Source organism: Corynebacterium sp. MSK195, assembly GCF_030228885.1.
Taxonomy (GTDB): Bacteria; Actinomycetota; Actinomycetes; order Mycobacteriales; family Mycobacteriaceae; genus Corynebacterium.
Genome location: NZ_JASPGT010000003.1, coordinates 111,294 through 125,228, shown reverse-complemented (window position 1 = coordinate 125,228; position 13,935 = coordinate 111,294). Strand labels below are relative to the sequence as shown.

Below are 13,935 nucleotides of genomic sequence, written 5' to 3'. Positions count from 1 at the left end.
GTAAGGTTCCTTTCCAAGTGATACGTCACGTATCGGGTAGATAGTTCTGAGAAATAATACTAGCGCCGAGGTGAATATGGACGCTTTTGGCTTAGGCCCTATGCCGGGATACTCCATGAGTGAGGCGGCAGACATCGTGATGGGCGAGACGGGTGGTCTTCCGCACCTTCCGCAGTTGCCGGACCGCGGGATTCAAGCTGGGGCCATTGGGCGAACAGCGGGCTTGTTGGAAGCAGTCTCCATTGACCGCGGTCCGCGATCGTGGGTGCTCAGTGATCGGCCGCAGCTCATCTCCCATCGGATTGGTGACCAGATGAGCCGGGATCTGGACGAGATTCAGGAGGTGTGGGGCGAGTCAGTTCCGCGTGTCAAGGTCCAAGCGGTAGGCCCGTGGAGTTTGGCGGCCGCTGTGGAGCTAGGAAACGGGCATCGCGCGCTTACTGATTCGGGTGCTTTCCGGGACCTGTGTGGTGCTTTATTGGCCGGGATTCAGGAACACACGGCGCAGGTGGCACAGCGCTTTGGGGCAGAAGTGCGGGTCCAGCTGGACGAGCCCCTGCTTGCCGACGTCCTGTCGGGCACCCTTCCAGGTACCACCGACTTCGATACGATTAGGGCTGTTCCCGCGGACCAGGTCAATGCGACACTGGCGGAGTTTGACGCGGACTACCTACGGCTTCGCGAGCCACTATGGGAAGTAGCGGCGAAGACGGTGCTGCTCGATTTCGCTGGTCTAGGCTCGCCAGAGCATCTCGATGGCTTGGGGCAATGGATTGATGGCGGCGGTCGCGTTGGTCTCGGCGTGGCAGGGTGCGATGCTCGCGCGGAGGCTATTTCTATAGCACAGCACTTCGACCGCATGGGACTATCGCGGGAGCGAATTCCAGGGCAGGTTGATATCTTCCCGTGGCCGGTGGAAAAGGCCGCGCACAGCTATTCTTTTGCCGCTGAGGTGGCGGGCATCCTCGTCCGCGATGCCGGCGATCTTTAATCGACGCGCCCGCGGCTATCCGTGGTGGTGAAGTATTCGCCCATATAGGGAATGACGTAGCGTAGCTTGCCATGTGCGGTGGGTTCGATGAGGTCGGCGTCGATAAGCCGCTGGCGGGTGGCCGACAAAGAGCGCACCGTGCGGTCCATGTGGCCCGCGATGTCTGCGATGGTGGCGATGCCATCGACTTCGACTGCGGCCATCGCTTCCAGGAACTCCCGCTGCGCCGGCGGCAGGGCTAGCGTCGCAGGCTGGTGCACCTGCGCGCCCATGATTGATATTGCATCCGGGGCGATGGAGGCAATTGTCTGCTGGGAAATGCCGCTTTCTTGGTTCCGGCGACTGCGCTCCCACGCCAGTGAGCCGACCAATTGCACGAGGTAGGGGTAGCCGCGGGTGAGCGCGGCGGCGTCGGTAATCGCTTCGTGGCTAAACTCCAGCCCTGAGCCCGAGGCAGTATGTTCGAGCGCCTGCTCCGCATTGGCCGGCGACAAGGGGCCGAGCACGAATTTCTGGGCCCGGCGCAGGAAGGTTACCCCGGGCAGGTCCAGCAAGTGGTTGACTCCCTGCGGTAGGCCAGCGGCGACCAAGGCGATATCGATTTCATCGCGCACCAAGTCTTGGTAGGCCACGGCGATGGTGGTGAGCTCTTCGACGTCGGCGTCTTGAACCTCGTCGATGGTAAGGAGGATGCCGGTTCCGTTCAGTTCGGAGGAAAGCTCGCGGAGGCGAGTATTCAATGTAGGGGTGAAGCGGTCTTCTTTCTGGTGGTCGAAGCCAATCGATCCTACGCCGCCGATGCCGATGCGGCTGACTTTCTTTTTATCGCTGGGCGAGAGCCGCTCGAGAAGCCTCGGAATCGTGGTGTTGACCAGTTCCTCCACCATGGTGGAGCGCCCGGAGGCGCGCAGCGTTACCCAACCGCGCGCTTCAGCAAGGTCTTCCAACTCGTTGATGAGGACCGTTTTGCCGATGCCCCTAGCGCCGCTTAGCACCATGGAGCGGGAGGCATTGCCTGCCGAGCCATCCAGGGCGGTGCGGAAACTATCGAGCACGACGCCGCGGCCGACCCAGAACAGGGGAGGGGCGCCGAATGTCGGGCGGAATGGATTGTCCATGCGGCTAGTGTAACCGGTCTTGTCGGAGATTTGGGAGACTTTCGGCTCGAAGTGGAGATTTGGGAGACTTTGTAAGTTTCCTGGTGTGGAGAGAGCTTAGGCCCCAGGCGATGGCACCGATATGGAGAGAGCCAGCGGCTACAAATGCGTACCACCATCCAAAATCTACTGCTCTGTACCACGGCATTGCAATGCCGACGAGCGTAATGATGGCGATTGTGAAGATTGCGTCTATAACCAGCATAGGGCAGGAAACTGGCTTCCTGAGGGTCTTCCATGCAGACCAAAGCTCGAACGCGGTGATAGCGGCAGGGATTAACGTGAGGAGCATTGTGGTTTCCTAAATCCTCTCGAAAAGCGCTTCTGTGAGGTCTTCAGTTCCCGCCGGCGAGTCATTATTTGCGAAGGCTGCGCGATTTTCCTTCGGGTCAATGATGAGCATTGTGGAGTAGCCGTAGGTGCCGCCGTTGTGCCAAAAGCTCTTGCCGTCATCATTCTTCTGCCATCCATAGCTAGTGTCGCCATGTTCCATAAACCATGTAGCGAAAGCCGCCATGTCATGGGCAGTGGACCGAAGAGCTCCCGCTGCGGCGGAGCAACCTTCCATTTCCCAAGGTTCAGCTTCTCGGCCTGCGGCTGTGAGTCCGCGAGGGGCATTGTCGGGGACGGAACCTGGTGTCATGAGGTAGGTTTCCTTCATTCCGGCGGGCTTTAGGATTCTCTCGTGGAGCAATTGTTCGTATGGCGTATCGGCAGCCGTTTCTAATGCGTGGCCGAGTAGCGCGTATCCCAAATTGGAATAGGATTCTGTGCCACGATCTGCAAGCTTCGATTCGGTTGCTGAATCTACGATATCTTGTGTGGATACACCTGCGTACGGGTTTGAACCGGTGATGCTAGAGACAGCAGAAGAGAAAGTCATGGCTTTTGCCTGTCTGGGCAAACCCGAGGTGTGATCGAGTAGCTCCCGAATTGTTACGTCGGAGACTGGTGAGTCACCGACCTCGAGGACTTCACCCATCGTGGTGTCGAGGCGAATTTTTCCCTCTTCTACTAGTTGGTGGGCAATTTCTCCGGTGAACATCTTGGTGACAGAACCGATCTCTACTTCGGTGTGTTCATTGGCGCCGAGTCCGGCGAAGGTGGCCTTTCCCTGATCAAGTGTGAAGGCTGTGAGGTTGTTGAAACCAGCTACCGAGTGTTCCCGTAGGTGTGTGGAGAGTTCTGGATCTCCGGTTGCGGTATCGGCTATCGAGATTCGCTGGGGTCCAACGATGAGTAAGAAGGCGGCCGATACCACGGCTACGACGGCGGCGAGGGCTATTCTGCGCATTAGTGAGCCTCGCTTGCGGTAATGATGGTCAGGAGGGGAACCACTCGGGCAGGGCGAAGTGCGAATTTTCCGCCTGTTTTGGTGGTCCAACCCGCGCTAGTGAGGGCGCTGAGGTGGTGATAGGCCGTGCCGGTGGAAGTGACGATTTCTTCTTCGACAAGTTCTGTGGCGCTGGCCGGTGCGGTAAGGAGTCGGCGCAGGATCTCGCCACGATTGGGGTGGGCCAGAGCAGCAAGGCGATCGAGGTTTTCGGACCAGTCTCCATTGGCTACTGCCCCAGTTGGTCGCTGCCATTGGTAGGTATAAGAGCTCTCGCCGATAGTGAGGTTGCCGCCAAAGATTACGGACCCCTCGGGAAGCTCTTCAGAAGGCTCGAGGGCGTCCGCAAGCCACATGGTGGAATCGCCTGCGGAAGCTTCTACTGGGGCCGGTATGGGTTGTTCGAGCTTGGCGACGCGCTTCTCGAGGGCTAAAACTCGGGATTCTATAGATTCCATAGTTCTAGAATTCCAAAACTCTAGAACTTTGGCAACGGGTTTAAGAAATCAGCGGCCACGCCGTCGAGACATCCGAGGCATCGCGGCCCTTGCCTTCCAAGTACTTCTTGAAGGCGATACGGTCCTCGTACCACTTGACGGCCTGGAATTCCATGAGTTCGTTCTCATCCATCTGTGCCAGGTTGGGGTAGTGCTGGCGAACCTGCTTCCACGCCACGCGGGCGGCGGCGAGGGCGTCGGCAGTAGCTTCGTGGGCATTGCCAAGCTCAACGCCATAGTGCTCGCAGACGGCGCCGAGGGTGCGCTTGCCCTTGCGCCATTTATCGCTGACACGGTCAATCATGTAGGGGTCATAGACCGGGCCGGTCACCGTAAAATCTCCGGTCAGGCTGCGCAATACGGTGAGATCAAATGCTGCGTTGTAGACGATCAGCGTGAGGCCATCCTCCCAGGCGGCCTTGATTGCGTCGACCGTATCTTTTAGAACCTCCTCGTGCGGGCGACCCTCGGCGCGAGCCTTTTCCGTAGTGATTCCGTGGACATTGGTCGCTTCCTGCGGAATTTCGATTCCGGGATCGGCAAGGTGCTCTACTTTTTGCACATCGCGGCCGTCAATGCGGACTAGGGCAGAGGTAACAATGCGGGCTTCTTTAGGGTTGGCCGAGGTGGTCTCAAGGTCGAAGGCGAGCATGCGGGAGGCGTCGAAATTCATGATCCATACCTTAGTAGCTAGCCCCGACACGAGGGATAGCTACACTTGGGCAGCGTGACTAATCCAGTTGATCTGCACCGTGAATGGAATGACCTCGCGCAGGAAGTCCGCCGCCACCGCAACCTGTACTACAACGGTGAGCCGGCTATTCCCGACGCCGACTTTGATGCCCTCTTCCAGCGCCTTCTTGCGCTAGAAGAAGAGCACCCAGAGCTTGCCGTGCCCGATTCACCCACCCAGCAGGTTGGTGCTGCCCCGAGCGCCGGCGAGGATATTGAGCACCTTGAGCGCATGATGAGCCTGGACAATGTCTTTAGTGCTGGCGAGATGCAGGATTGGCTGGATAGAACCCCGGCTAAGACCTATCTCACCGAGCTGAAGATCGATGGTCTGTCTATCGACTTGGTCTATCGCGATGGGCACTTGACTACCGCTGCTACTCGTGGCGACGGCACGGTGGGCGAGGAAATCACTGCTAATGCTCGTGTTATCGAGGACATTCCGCACGAGTTGACTGGTACTGCTGAATATCCGGTCCCTGAGCTTATTGAGATTCGCGGTGAGGTATACATGCGCCCCAGGGACTTCGCGGAGATCAACGAGGAGCGCGCAGCTGACGGTAAAGCAAAATTTGCTAACCCGCGCAACGCCGCGGCAGGTGGACTGCGTATGAAGGATCCCGCCGAAGTGAAAAAACGCCGCCTGAAAATGGTGTGCCACGGCTTGGGTGCGCGCGAGGGATTTTCGCCGACCTCACAGCACGATGCCTATAAAGCGATTGCGGCGTGGGGCCTGCCCGTGTCCCCGTATACCAAGCAGGTGCACTCGGCCAAGGAAGTCCAAGACGAAGTCGCGTATTGGGCAGAGCATCGCCACGATGCCATTTTTGAGATGGACGGACTGGTGGTCAAGGTCGATGACTTGGCTTCACAGCGCGCACTTGGTTCGACCTCCCGCGCGCCGCGCTGGGCCATTGCCTATAAGTATCCGCCGGAGGAAGTGACCACGAAGCTCAAGAACATTGAAGTGGGGGTAGGCCGTACCGGGCGAGTGACGCCTTTTGCCATCATGGAGCCAGTCTTTGTCTCCGGTTCAACGGTGTCCATGGCAACCCTCCACAATCAATCCGAGGTCAAGCGCAAGGGCGTGCTCATCGGGGATACCGTCATTATCCGCAAGGCGGGCGAAATTATTCCGGAGGTCCTCGGGCCGGTGCGCGAGCAGCGCGATGGTAGCGAATATGAGTGGACCTTCCCAGAGAACTGTCCTGCGTGCGGCACGAAATTGGCCCCACAGAAGGACGGCGATGCCGATTGGCGTTGCCCCAATACGCAGTCCTGCCCGGCGCAGCTCTCGGCACGGTTGGAGTATCTGGCCTCCCGCAAGGCGTTGGATATTGAGGCCTTGGGCGAGAAGGGCGCGATGGATCTGATCGACAACGGCATCCTTGTCGATGAGTCGGAGCTTTTTGAGCTCACGGCGGAAAAGCTCTTGGCCTCAGATGTCTATACCGCAAAGAAGGACACCAAAGACAAGCGCTCCAAAAAGGAGGGCAACGTCAAAGTCAATACGGCAGGCCAGAACCTGCTGAACAACCTGGAGGAGGTCAAGGGTCGCGACTTCTGGCGCGTCTTGGTCTCGCTGTCCATACGTCACGTGGGACCGATTGCGGCCCGGGCGCTTGCTTCCCGCTATGGATCCATGGACAAGCTGCGCGCTGCGAAGACGGAGGAGCTTGCAGAGGTCGATGGCGTCGGTATGACCATCGCGCAATCCTTCCACGATTGGTTCGAGGTGGATTGGCATCGCACGATTGTGGACAAATGGGCTGCTGCGGGCGTGGCCATGGAGGTAGTGGCCGAGGATCACAAGGAGCAGACCCTCGAGGGCTTGACCATTGTGGTTACCGGCAGCTTGGAGAACTTCACCAGGGATTCCGCGAAAGAAGCGATTGTCTCTCGCGGCGGCAAGGCCACCGGTTCGGTGTCGAAGAAAACCTCGTACCTCGTTGCCGGCGAAAAGGCTGGCTCGAAGGAGGATAAGGCTCGCGAGCTAGAAATCCCGATCCTCAACGAGGCGCAATTCCAGCAACTACTAGAAACCGGCGAAGTCTAATTAGCTCCAGTTACTTTAGGAAGCTGCCCAAGATAGTGCCGATGTGGCCCAGGTGCTCGACCTCGGAGGCGAGGTAGTCAGGGCCGCCGGTTCGCCCCATGGCGATGACCAATCCGGTATCGCCGAGTGGGGCGGCGGCGAGTGCGGAGTCAAGTAGTGACCAGCTTTCTGGCACCCACTCGTCGCGCTCGGGCTGGAGGACGCGGGCGCTTTCTACCTCAATGTCGTGGGGAACGGTGCCGTCATCTTCTGGCGCTGCGTTGGACGAGGCCAGGCGGCGGATAGGCTCGTTATTATCAATGACGATGCACCAGGTGGAGGTGAGTGCCTTCGGGATCGCCGCGACAACCTCTTCCATAGCCGCAGTGACATTGGTGGCATGAGCTACACGCGCGAGCAGCTCGATCTGGCCGCGGCGGTCTACCCGGCCGCTAAACGGGCGGATGGAGTCAATTTCCACGCCGTCGACGGAGGAGGCGGCGGTGATAAGCACATCGGCCATGGCGCCTTGGGGTAGCTCAATGACGATGTCATCCATGACCGTTCCGTCGGGGAAGTTTTCTACGATGTCGACTGACTGGATATTGCCGTCGACGAGTCCAAAGGCGTCGGCAAGCTGGCCCAAGCTGCCAGGGGAATCGGGGAGCAGTACACGGATCAAAAAGGACATGGTCTCGCACGCTTTCGGTTGTTTGTAGTCGCGAACATGATACGTGCGTCACAATGGCGGCTTCAAGCAACGCAAATTTGGGGTGACGCGGCAGCCGCCGCGGTAGGTGCAGTACCATGGGTCGTTAGCAATTCACATAGTACATGCTTAGTGTGAATATTTTTCACGCGCATGTCGATTATGCAGATAAAGGATGGAGTTCGCGTGTCTGAGATTTCGCGTGATGAGGTAGCCCACCTCGCCAAGCTTTCCCGCCTGGCCCTCAGCGAGGAAGAGCTAGCCCAGTTTGCAACGCAGATTGATGAAATTGTTGATTCCGTTTCCGCGGTAGGAAACGTGGATACCGAGGGTGTGGAACCGATGAGCCACCCGCACTCCGTGGACGCCCCGATGCGCGAGGATGTTATTGTGCGCACCCTAACTGCAGAACAGGCTTTGGATCAGGCGCCGGCCGTAGAAGATGAGCGCTTCGTCGTGCCACAGATTTTGGGAGGAGAATAAATGTCTAACCTGACCGTTCCTGCGGAGGGCTTGACCTCCCTGACCGCCGCCGAGCTGGCGGAAAAGATTCACTCCCGCGAAATTACCTCCCGCGAGGTAACTCAGGCCTTCCTGGACCGCATCGCAGAGACCAATGAGGAGCTAAATTCCTTCCTGCACGTGGGGGCGGAAGAAGCCCTCGCGGCTGCCGACGCCGTGGATAAGGCCCTCGATGCCGGCGAAGAGCCTGCCTCTGGTCTGGCAGGCGTGCCGCTGGCGCTGAAGGACTTGCTCGTTACCACCGATGCGCCAACCACGGCGGCGTCCAAGATGCTGGAAGGCTACGTTTCTCCCTACGACGCCACCGTGACCAAGCGTCTGCGCGAGGCTGGAATTCCCATCCTGGGCAAGACCAACCTGGATGAGTTTGCCATGGGTTCTTCCAATGAAAACTCCGCCTTTGGCCCAGCGCATAACCCTTATGACACGGAGCGCACCCCGGGCGGCTCGGGCGGCGGTACCGCCGCTGCACTTGCTTCCGGCCAGGCGCCGCTTGGCATCGGTACCGATACCGGCGGCTCTATCCGCCAGCCAGCCGCGCTGACCAATACTGTGGGTGTAAAACCAACCTACGGCACCGTGTCCCGCTACGGCCTTATTGCTGCTGCATCTTCCCTGGATCAGGCCGGCCCCTGTGGCCGCACGGTCCTGGATACCGCGTTGCTGCACGAGGTCATCGCCGGCCACGATGCCTTCGATGCGACCTCCGTGGATAAGCCGGTAGCACCGGTTGTCGCCGCCGCCCGCGAAGGTGCCAAGGGCGACCTCTCTGGTGTCAAGGTGGGCCTCATCAAGCAGTTTGAGCGCGATGGCTGGCAGGAAGGCGTGATGGAGAATTACCACGCCGCCGTCGATCAGCTGCGCGAGCAGGGTGCCGAAATTGTTGAGGTTGATTGCCCGCACTTCGATGACGCACTGGCGGCGTACTACCTGATCATGCCGTGTGAGGTCTCGTCCAACTTGGCACGTTTCGATGGCATGCGTTATGGCCTTCGTGCGGGCGATGACGGCTCCCACTCTGCGGAGCAGGTCATGTCCCAGTCTCGTGCGGAGGGCTTTGGCCCCGAGGTAAAGCGCCGCATCATGCTGGGCACCTACGCGCTGTCCGTGGGCTACTACGACGCCTACTACCTGCAGGCGCAGCGCGTGCGTACCCTTATTGCGCAGGACTTTGCCCGTGCCTTCGAGCAGGTTGACGTGCTCGTTTCCCCGACTACCCCGACCACCGCATTCAAGCTGGGGGAGAAGGCCGAGGATCCCATGGCAATGTACAACTTTGACCTGTGTACGCTGCCGCTGAACCTGGCCGGCCTGTGCGGCATGTCCGTGCCGTCCGGTTTGGCTAGCGATACCAACCTGCCGACTGGCCTGCAGATCATGGCGCCGGCCTTCGAGGATGACCGCCTCTATAAGGTGGGCGCTGCCTATGAGGCTGGCCGCGATAAGTAAATCGCCGCCTGTGGAGTCCCTGACGATTCCATAAGGGTTTCTTTACCCCCGTTGAATTTAAATTCGGCGGGGGTAAATTATTGGGTATGCATTTCAAAAAGATCGCACTACTTTCGCTGTCCGCCGCTGCGCTGATGGGCGTTGGAGCTGCCAACGCTGCGCAGGTCCCCGACATCGATCCAGGGTTTAGCATGACCGCGCCGACTCAGACTGACCTGATTTCTCCGCTCCCGGAGGGAGCAGAGAAGCTGGAGCCTCAAATTGAAGGCCAGACCATCACCGGCGAGCTCCACTCCGTTAAGGAAGATGGCAAGCTGAGCGTCACCTTTGCCAAGGATCGCACCTTGGCGGTCAATGATGGCTGCAATACCTACACCACTACCTACGAGGTGGCCAAGGATGGCACCATCAGCGTGGGCGAGTTCAATTCCACCCGCGCGGCCTGCGACGAGCATACGCAGCAGCTTTCCGACGCCCTCCGTGGCCTCCTCGAATCCAACCCCTCCTTCTATAACCTCCCCGGCGGCACCGTTGCCTTGGGTAGCGAGAATGCTGCGGTTGAGTTCACGGTGGCCAAGTAGAAAATAGCGACACGCAGGATAAAAGTATGCGCACCATGTCTAGGGACGTGGTGCGCATTTGTGTGGGTGGGGACTATTTGGCGTCGGAAAGCGCATAAGCCGCGCCCGCCGAAGCCGCGGTGACGCTGAGTACTGCCGGCCACGCTCCGATCTTCTTGGCCAGCGGGTGGGAGGCGCCGAATGCACCCACGTAGAGTGCGCACAGGCCGGCGGTGGTAGCCGGGGTGGTTTTCTTGGCCCAAGAGCGACCCGCCCATACACCGGCAGCGGCGAGGATCACGCCACCCAGCGGGCGAATGCCGGTCTCGCGGGCCGTGACCCAGCCACCGATGAGGCCGAGGGTGACAGTGGTGGCGGTAGAAACGTCTTGGGGCTTTTTAATATCGATCATGGACATGCAGCCAGTCTAGGTCGACATTTCTCGGCCCGCTAGACTCTAAGGCCATGACTGTGGAGACGCATCTGCCGCCCGAGCGCCAAGCATGGCGCGCCATGTTTGCACTGTCCCTCGGATTCTTTGTATCTCTGCTGGACCAATCCATGGTGGCGGTGGCGCTGCCTGACCTGCAACGTGAGCTGAACGCAGGGGTAAACCACACCATGTGGGTATCCGCGGCCTATTTGTTGGCTGTGGTGGTGCCGCTGCTCTTTACCGGACGCGTGGGTGATGTTTTGGGCCAGCGCCGGATGTTCTGTTTGGGCGTGGGCATTTTCGGGCTGGGAGCAGTGGCGTGTGCCGTGGCGCCCACTGTGGAAGTGCTCATTGCGGCGCGTGTCGTGCAAGGCGTGGGTGCGTCCCTCCAGATGCCGCAGACTATGTCTGTTATCAATCGCATCTTCGCGCGTGAGCGCCGTGGGCGCGCACTGGGCGTGTGGGGTGTGATCGGCTCGGTAGCGGCACTTGCCGGTCCACTCGCCGGTGGCTTTCTGGTCGGGCACTTTGGGTGGCAGGCCGCCTTTTGGATACACATTCCCTTCGTGGTGCTAGCCATTGTCTTCGCGCTGCTGTGGGTGCCTGAGCTACCCACGACCGCGCAGTCTATCGATGCGCCCTCGGCCATCGTTTCGCTCATCGCCTTGGCAGCGATCGTCTTTGGTATTCAGCAGGGCCCGGTGCTTGGCTGGGGATGGACCATTTGGCTGATCCTGCTCGCCGGAGTTGCCGCTAGCGTCTGGTTTATTCGATTGCAGGCAACTGCCCAGGCCCGCGGGTCGAGTCCGCTGGTGCCGCTGGCGCTATTTAGTGACCGCAATTATTTGGCGGGCTCGGTAGGCATCATCGCAATGGGGTTTATGGCTGCTGCGGTGATGCTGCCCATCATGCTGTGGCTGCAGACCATGCAGGGAGTGCCTGCGGGCGAAGCCGGCATCATCGTGGCTCCTATGGCGCTGGTGTCTCTCCTGATATCTCCGCTGGCTGGAATCATGGCGGATCACGTCAATCCGCGGATTCTTGGGGTAATGGGATTTTCTATTCTTATATTTTCGCTCCTTGCGGCATGGTGGGTCATGCACGTCGATGCCCTTCCGTGGGTACTCGGGCTGCCTATCGCCGGCCTCGGGGTGGGGCAGTCGTTCATTTGGGGTTCCAACGCAGCCACCACCTTGCGCGATATCTCACCGGAACTTATGGGCGCTGCCTCCGGTGCGTACAACACCTCCCGTCAGGTGGGCTCTGTGGTGGGAGTTGCCCTGGTATCCGCAGTTATGCAAACGGGTAGCCCAGAGGCGGCAATTATTAATTCGCTGCTCGTCATCGTGGCTGCGCTGGTGGTGGGCCTGGTTTCTGCCCTAGGTTTTAGGGACACTCTGCAGGCCTAAAAATCGCGCGCTAGATTGGTAGATATGCGTCTAGGTGTTTTAACGTCCGGCGGCGATTGCCCCGGCCTCAATGCTGTAATCCGTGCGGTAGTGCGTACCGCGTCCAATGAATTTGGAGATACCGTTGTAGGTTATGAAGACGGCTGGGTGGGCCTGATGGAAGACCGCCGGCGTGATCTTTATGACGATGCGGAAATCGACCGTATTCTGTTGCGCGGCGGCACCATCCTGGGCACCGGCCGCCTGCATCCGGATAAGTTTAAAGCAGGCCTTGACCAGATTAAGTCCAACATGGCGGATGCCGGGGTGGATGCCCTTGTCGCCATCGGTGGTGAAGGTACCCTCAAGGGCGCAAAGTGGCTTTCTGATAACGGCGTGCCGGTAGTGGGCGTGCCGAAGACCATCGATAATGACGTCAATGCCACCGACTACACCTTTGGTTTCGATACCGCCGTTTCTGTGGCCACCGATGCTATCGACCGTCTGCACACCACCGCGGAGTCCCATAACCGCATCCTGATCGTGGAGGTTATGGGCCGCCACGTGGGATGGATTGCCCTGCATGCGGGCATGGCCGGTGGTGCGCACTACACCGTGGTACCGGAGGAGCCTTTCGATATCGCGGAGATTACGAAGGCGATGGAACGCCGCTTCCAGATGGGCGAGAAGTACGGCATTATCTGCGTGGCAGAAGGCGCCCTGCCAAAGGAAGGGACGATGGACTTCGAGGCCGGCGGCGTCGATCAGTTTGGGCACCAGACTTTCAATGGCATCGGCCAGGTAATCGGCGATGAAATCAAGGCTCGCACCGGGTATGACGTACGTACGACCGTGCTGGGGCATATCCAGCGCGGCGGCACGCCGACGGCATATGACCGCGTGCTTGCTACTCGCTACGGCGTGCACGCAGCGCGCGCCATCCACGAAGGCAAGTCTGGCATGTGCGTTGCCCTCCATGGTGAGGATATTGACCTCGTCCCGCTGGAAGATGCCGTGGGCACGTTGAAGACGGTGCCGGAAACGCGTTACCGCAACGCCCAAGCGCTCTTTGGCTAGAGAAGCCCTTTCTTTTCGAATATTAAGATAGCGCTCCCACTGGGTGGGAGCGTATTCTTTTGCCCATGAGTATCGATAGCATGACAGATAATCGGGTGGAGGCGCCTGCTGCGCCCTCCTCAGCGCAAGACCGCCAAGCGCTCATTGCAGCGCTAGGCTTTCCCGTGCTCGTGATTATCGGTGGCGTGGTGGGATACCTCGCGCCAGAGACCGCAGCTTCCTTCGCCCCGCAGGTCACCCCATTGCTGGGTATTGTCATGTTCGGTATGGGCCTAACCCTCAAGCCGGTGGATTTTGCCTTGGTGGCACGCCGTCCGCTGCCCGTTCTCATCGGAGTAGTAGCGCAGTTCGTCATCATGCCGCTGGTGGCGCTGCTGGTGGTCGCGGTGATGGATCTACCCGATGCTGTAGCGGCTGGCGTTATCTTGGTGGGCTGCGCGCCCGGCGGTACGAGTTCCAACGTGGTGTCTTACCTTGCGCTCGGTGATGTGGCTCTGTCGGTGACCATGACGTCCATTTCCACCCTGTTGGCGCCGGTTCTTACCCCATTGCTGACCTTGTGGCTGGCAGGGGAGTACATGCCGGTCTCCGCCTCCGCCATGGCGTGGTCCATTGTGAAGGTCGTGCTCATTCCGGTTGTCGCCGGCATTCTCATCGGCATGATGATTCCCCGAGTGGTGGCAAAGATTAACGCGGCATTGCCGTGGATCTCGGTTGCGGCCATTTCCGCCATTGTGTGCATCGTGGTCGGCGGCGCGCACGACACCATCGCTACCGCCGGCGCACTCGTCTTTGCCGCAGTGGTAATCCACAATGGCTGCGGCTACGGCTTGGGCTACCTAGCCGGAATGCTGACCAAGCAGCCGGTCGCCGCACGGCGCACCATGGCCGTCGAGGTGGGAATGCAAAACTCCGGCTTGGCCACCTCCCTGGCATCGACCTATATGAACCCATTGGCCGCCCTGCCAGGTGCCGTCTTTTCGGTGTGGCACAACCTCTCTGGTGCGGTGCTGGCAGCCATCTGCCGCTATTCGGATTCCCGGAAGTAGGAC

The 13,935-nt window shown here is 59.6% G+C and carries 14 protein-coding genes; 8 read left to right on the top strand and 6 right to left on the bottom strand.

Features of this window, described 5'->3' with window-relative positions; all coding sequences use genetic code 11:
* Window positions 1-76 precede the first annotated feature (76 nt).
* Window positions 77-991 carry a uroporphyrinogen decarboxylase/cobalamine-independent methonine synthase family protein gene (locus QP909_RS04145; protein WP_284766260.1) on the top strand — a complete coding sequence of 305 codons (915 nt, stop codon included), beginning with the start codon at window positions 77-79 and terminating at the stop codon, window positions 989-991.
* Here QP909_RS04145 and QP909_RS04140 read toward each other — a convergent pair.
* From QP909_RS04140 to QP909_RS04125, 4 genes are all read right to left on the bottom strand, one after another.
* Entirely contained in the window at window positions 988-2,109 is a 1,122-nt protein-coding gene (locus QP909_RS04140) for a DUF8462 domain-containing protein (RefSeq protein WP_284766259.1), read from the bottom strand. The two genes, QP909_RS04145 and QP909_RS04140, sit on opposite strands and share 4 nt — an antisense overlap.
* Before the next feature lie 340 nt (window positions 2,110-2,449).
* The gene (locus QP909_RS04135) at window positions 2,450-3,442 is read right to left on the bottom strand and encodes a serine hydrolase domain-containing protein (protein WP_284766258.1); all 993 of its coding nucleotides are present in this window, start codon (window positions 3,440-3,442) and stop codon (window positions 2,450-2,452) included.
* Window positions 3,442-3,939 carry an ArsR/SmtB family transcription factor gene (locus QP909_RS04130; protein WP_284766257.1) on the bottom strand — a complete coding sequence of 166 codons (498 nt, stop codon included), beginning with the start codon at window positions 3,937-3,939 and terminating at the stop codon, window positions 3,442-3,444. Before QP909_RS04130 ends, QP909_RS04135 begins: the two co-directional genes overlap by 1 nt.
* Window positions 3,940-3,979: 40 nt before the next feature.
* Window positions 3,980-4,651: a 3'-5' exonuclease gene (locus tag QP909_RS04125; RefSeq protein WP_284766256.1), complete on the bottom strand. Its 672-nt coding sequence runs from the start codon at window positions 4,649-4,651 to the stop codon at window positions 3,980-3,982.
* A 45-nt stretch (window positions 4,652-4,696) separates the two neighbouring features.
* Between QP909_RS04125 and ligA the strand changes: the two genes are divergently transcribed.
* A complete protein-coding gene (gene ligA / locus QP909_RS04120) occupies window positions 4,697-6,766 on the top strand; it encodes an NAD-dependent DNA ligase LigA (protein WP_502868559.1) in 2,070 nt (689 codons plus the stop codon).
* Between the two features lie 10 nt (window positions 6,767-6,776).
* Here the strand turns inward: ligA and QP909_RS04115 are convergent, their stop codons facing one another.
* Window positions 6,777-7,436, bottom strand: coding sequence for an ACT domain-containing protein (locus tag QP909_RS04115; protein WP_250410384.1), 660 nt, complete (start codon window positions 7,434-7,436; stop codon window positions 6,777-6,779).
* Window positions 7,437-7,640: 204 nt separating this feature from the next.
* On the opposite strand from QP909_RS04115, the gene gatC reads away from it, so the two are divergent.
* The 3 genes from gatC to QP909_RS04100 all read left to right on the top strand — a co-directional run bounded on the left by gatC (window position 7,641) and on the right by QP909_RS04100 (window position 10,006).
* Entirely contained in the window at window positions 7,641-7,937 is a 297-nt protein-coding gene (gene gatC / locus QP909_RS04110) for an Asp-tRNA(Asn)/Glu-tRNA(Gln) amidotransferase subunit GatC (protein WP_005327681.1), read from the top strand.
* The gene (gatA, locus tag QP909_RS04105; RefSeq protein WP_284766254.1) at window positions 7,938-9,425 is read left to right on the top strand and encodes an Asp-tRNA(Asn)/Glu-tRNA(Gln) amidotransferase subunit GatA; all 1,488 of its coding nucleotides are present in this window, start codon (window positions 7,938-7,940) and stop codon (window positions 9,423-9,425) included.
* Window positions 9,426-9,511: 86 nt separating this feature from the next.
* Complete coding sequence (locus QP909_RS04100; RefSeq protein WP_284766253.1) at window positions 9,512-10,006, top strand: META domain-containing protein; 495 nt, start codon at window positions 9,512-9,514, stop codon at window positions 10,004-10,006.
* A 73-nt stretch (window positions 10,007-10,079) separates the two neighbouring features.
* On the opposite strand, the gene QP909_RS04095 is transcribed toward QP909_RS04100, so the two are convergent.
* Window positions 10,080-10,403, bottom strand: coding sequence for a hypothetical protein (locus QP909_RS04095; protein ID WP_005323344.1), 324 nt, complete (start codon window positions 10,401-10,403; stop codon window positions 10,080-10,082).
* A gap of 47 nt (window positions 10,404-10,450) precedes the next feature.
* Here QP909_RS04095 and QP909_RS04090 point away from each other — a divergent pair, with 47 nt between their 5' ends.
* The 3 genes from QP909_RS04090 to QP909_RS04080 all read left to right on the top strand — a co-directional run bounded on the left by QP909_RS04090 (window position 10,451) and on the right by QP909_RS04080 (window position 13,932).
* Window positions 10,451-11,827: an MFS transporter gene (locus QP909_RS04090; protein WP_284766252.1), complete on the top strand. Its 1,377-nt coding sequence runs from the start codon at window positions 10,451-10,453 to the stop codon at window positions 11,825-11,827.
* Window positions 11,828-11,851: 24 nt separating this feature from the next.
* Complete coding sequence (locus QP909_RS04085; RefSeq protein WP_284766251.1) at window positions 11,852-12,883, top strand: ATP-dependent 6-phosphofructokinase; 1,032 nt, start codon at window positions 11,852-11,854, stop codon at window positions 12,881-12,883.
* Between the two features lie 80 nt (window positions 12,884-12,963).
* A complete protein-coding gene (locus QP909_RS04080) occupies window positions 12,964-13,932 on the top strand; it encodes a bile acid:sodium symporter family protein (protein ID WP_502868602.1) in 969 nt (322 codons plus the stop codon).
* Window positions 13,933-13,935 lie beyond the last annotated feature (3 nt).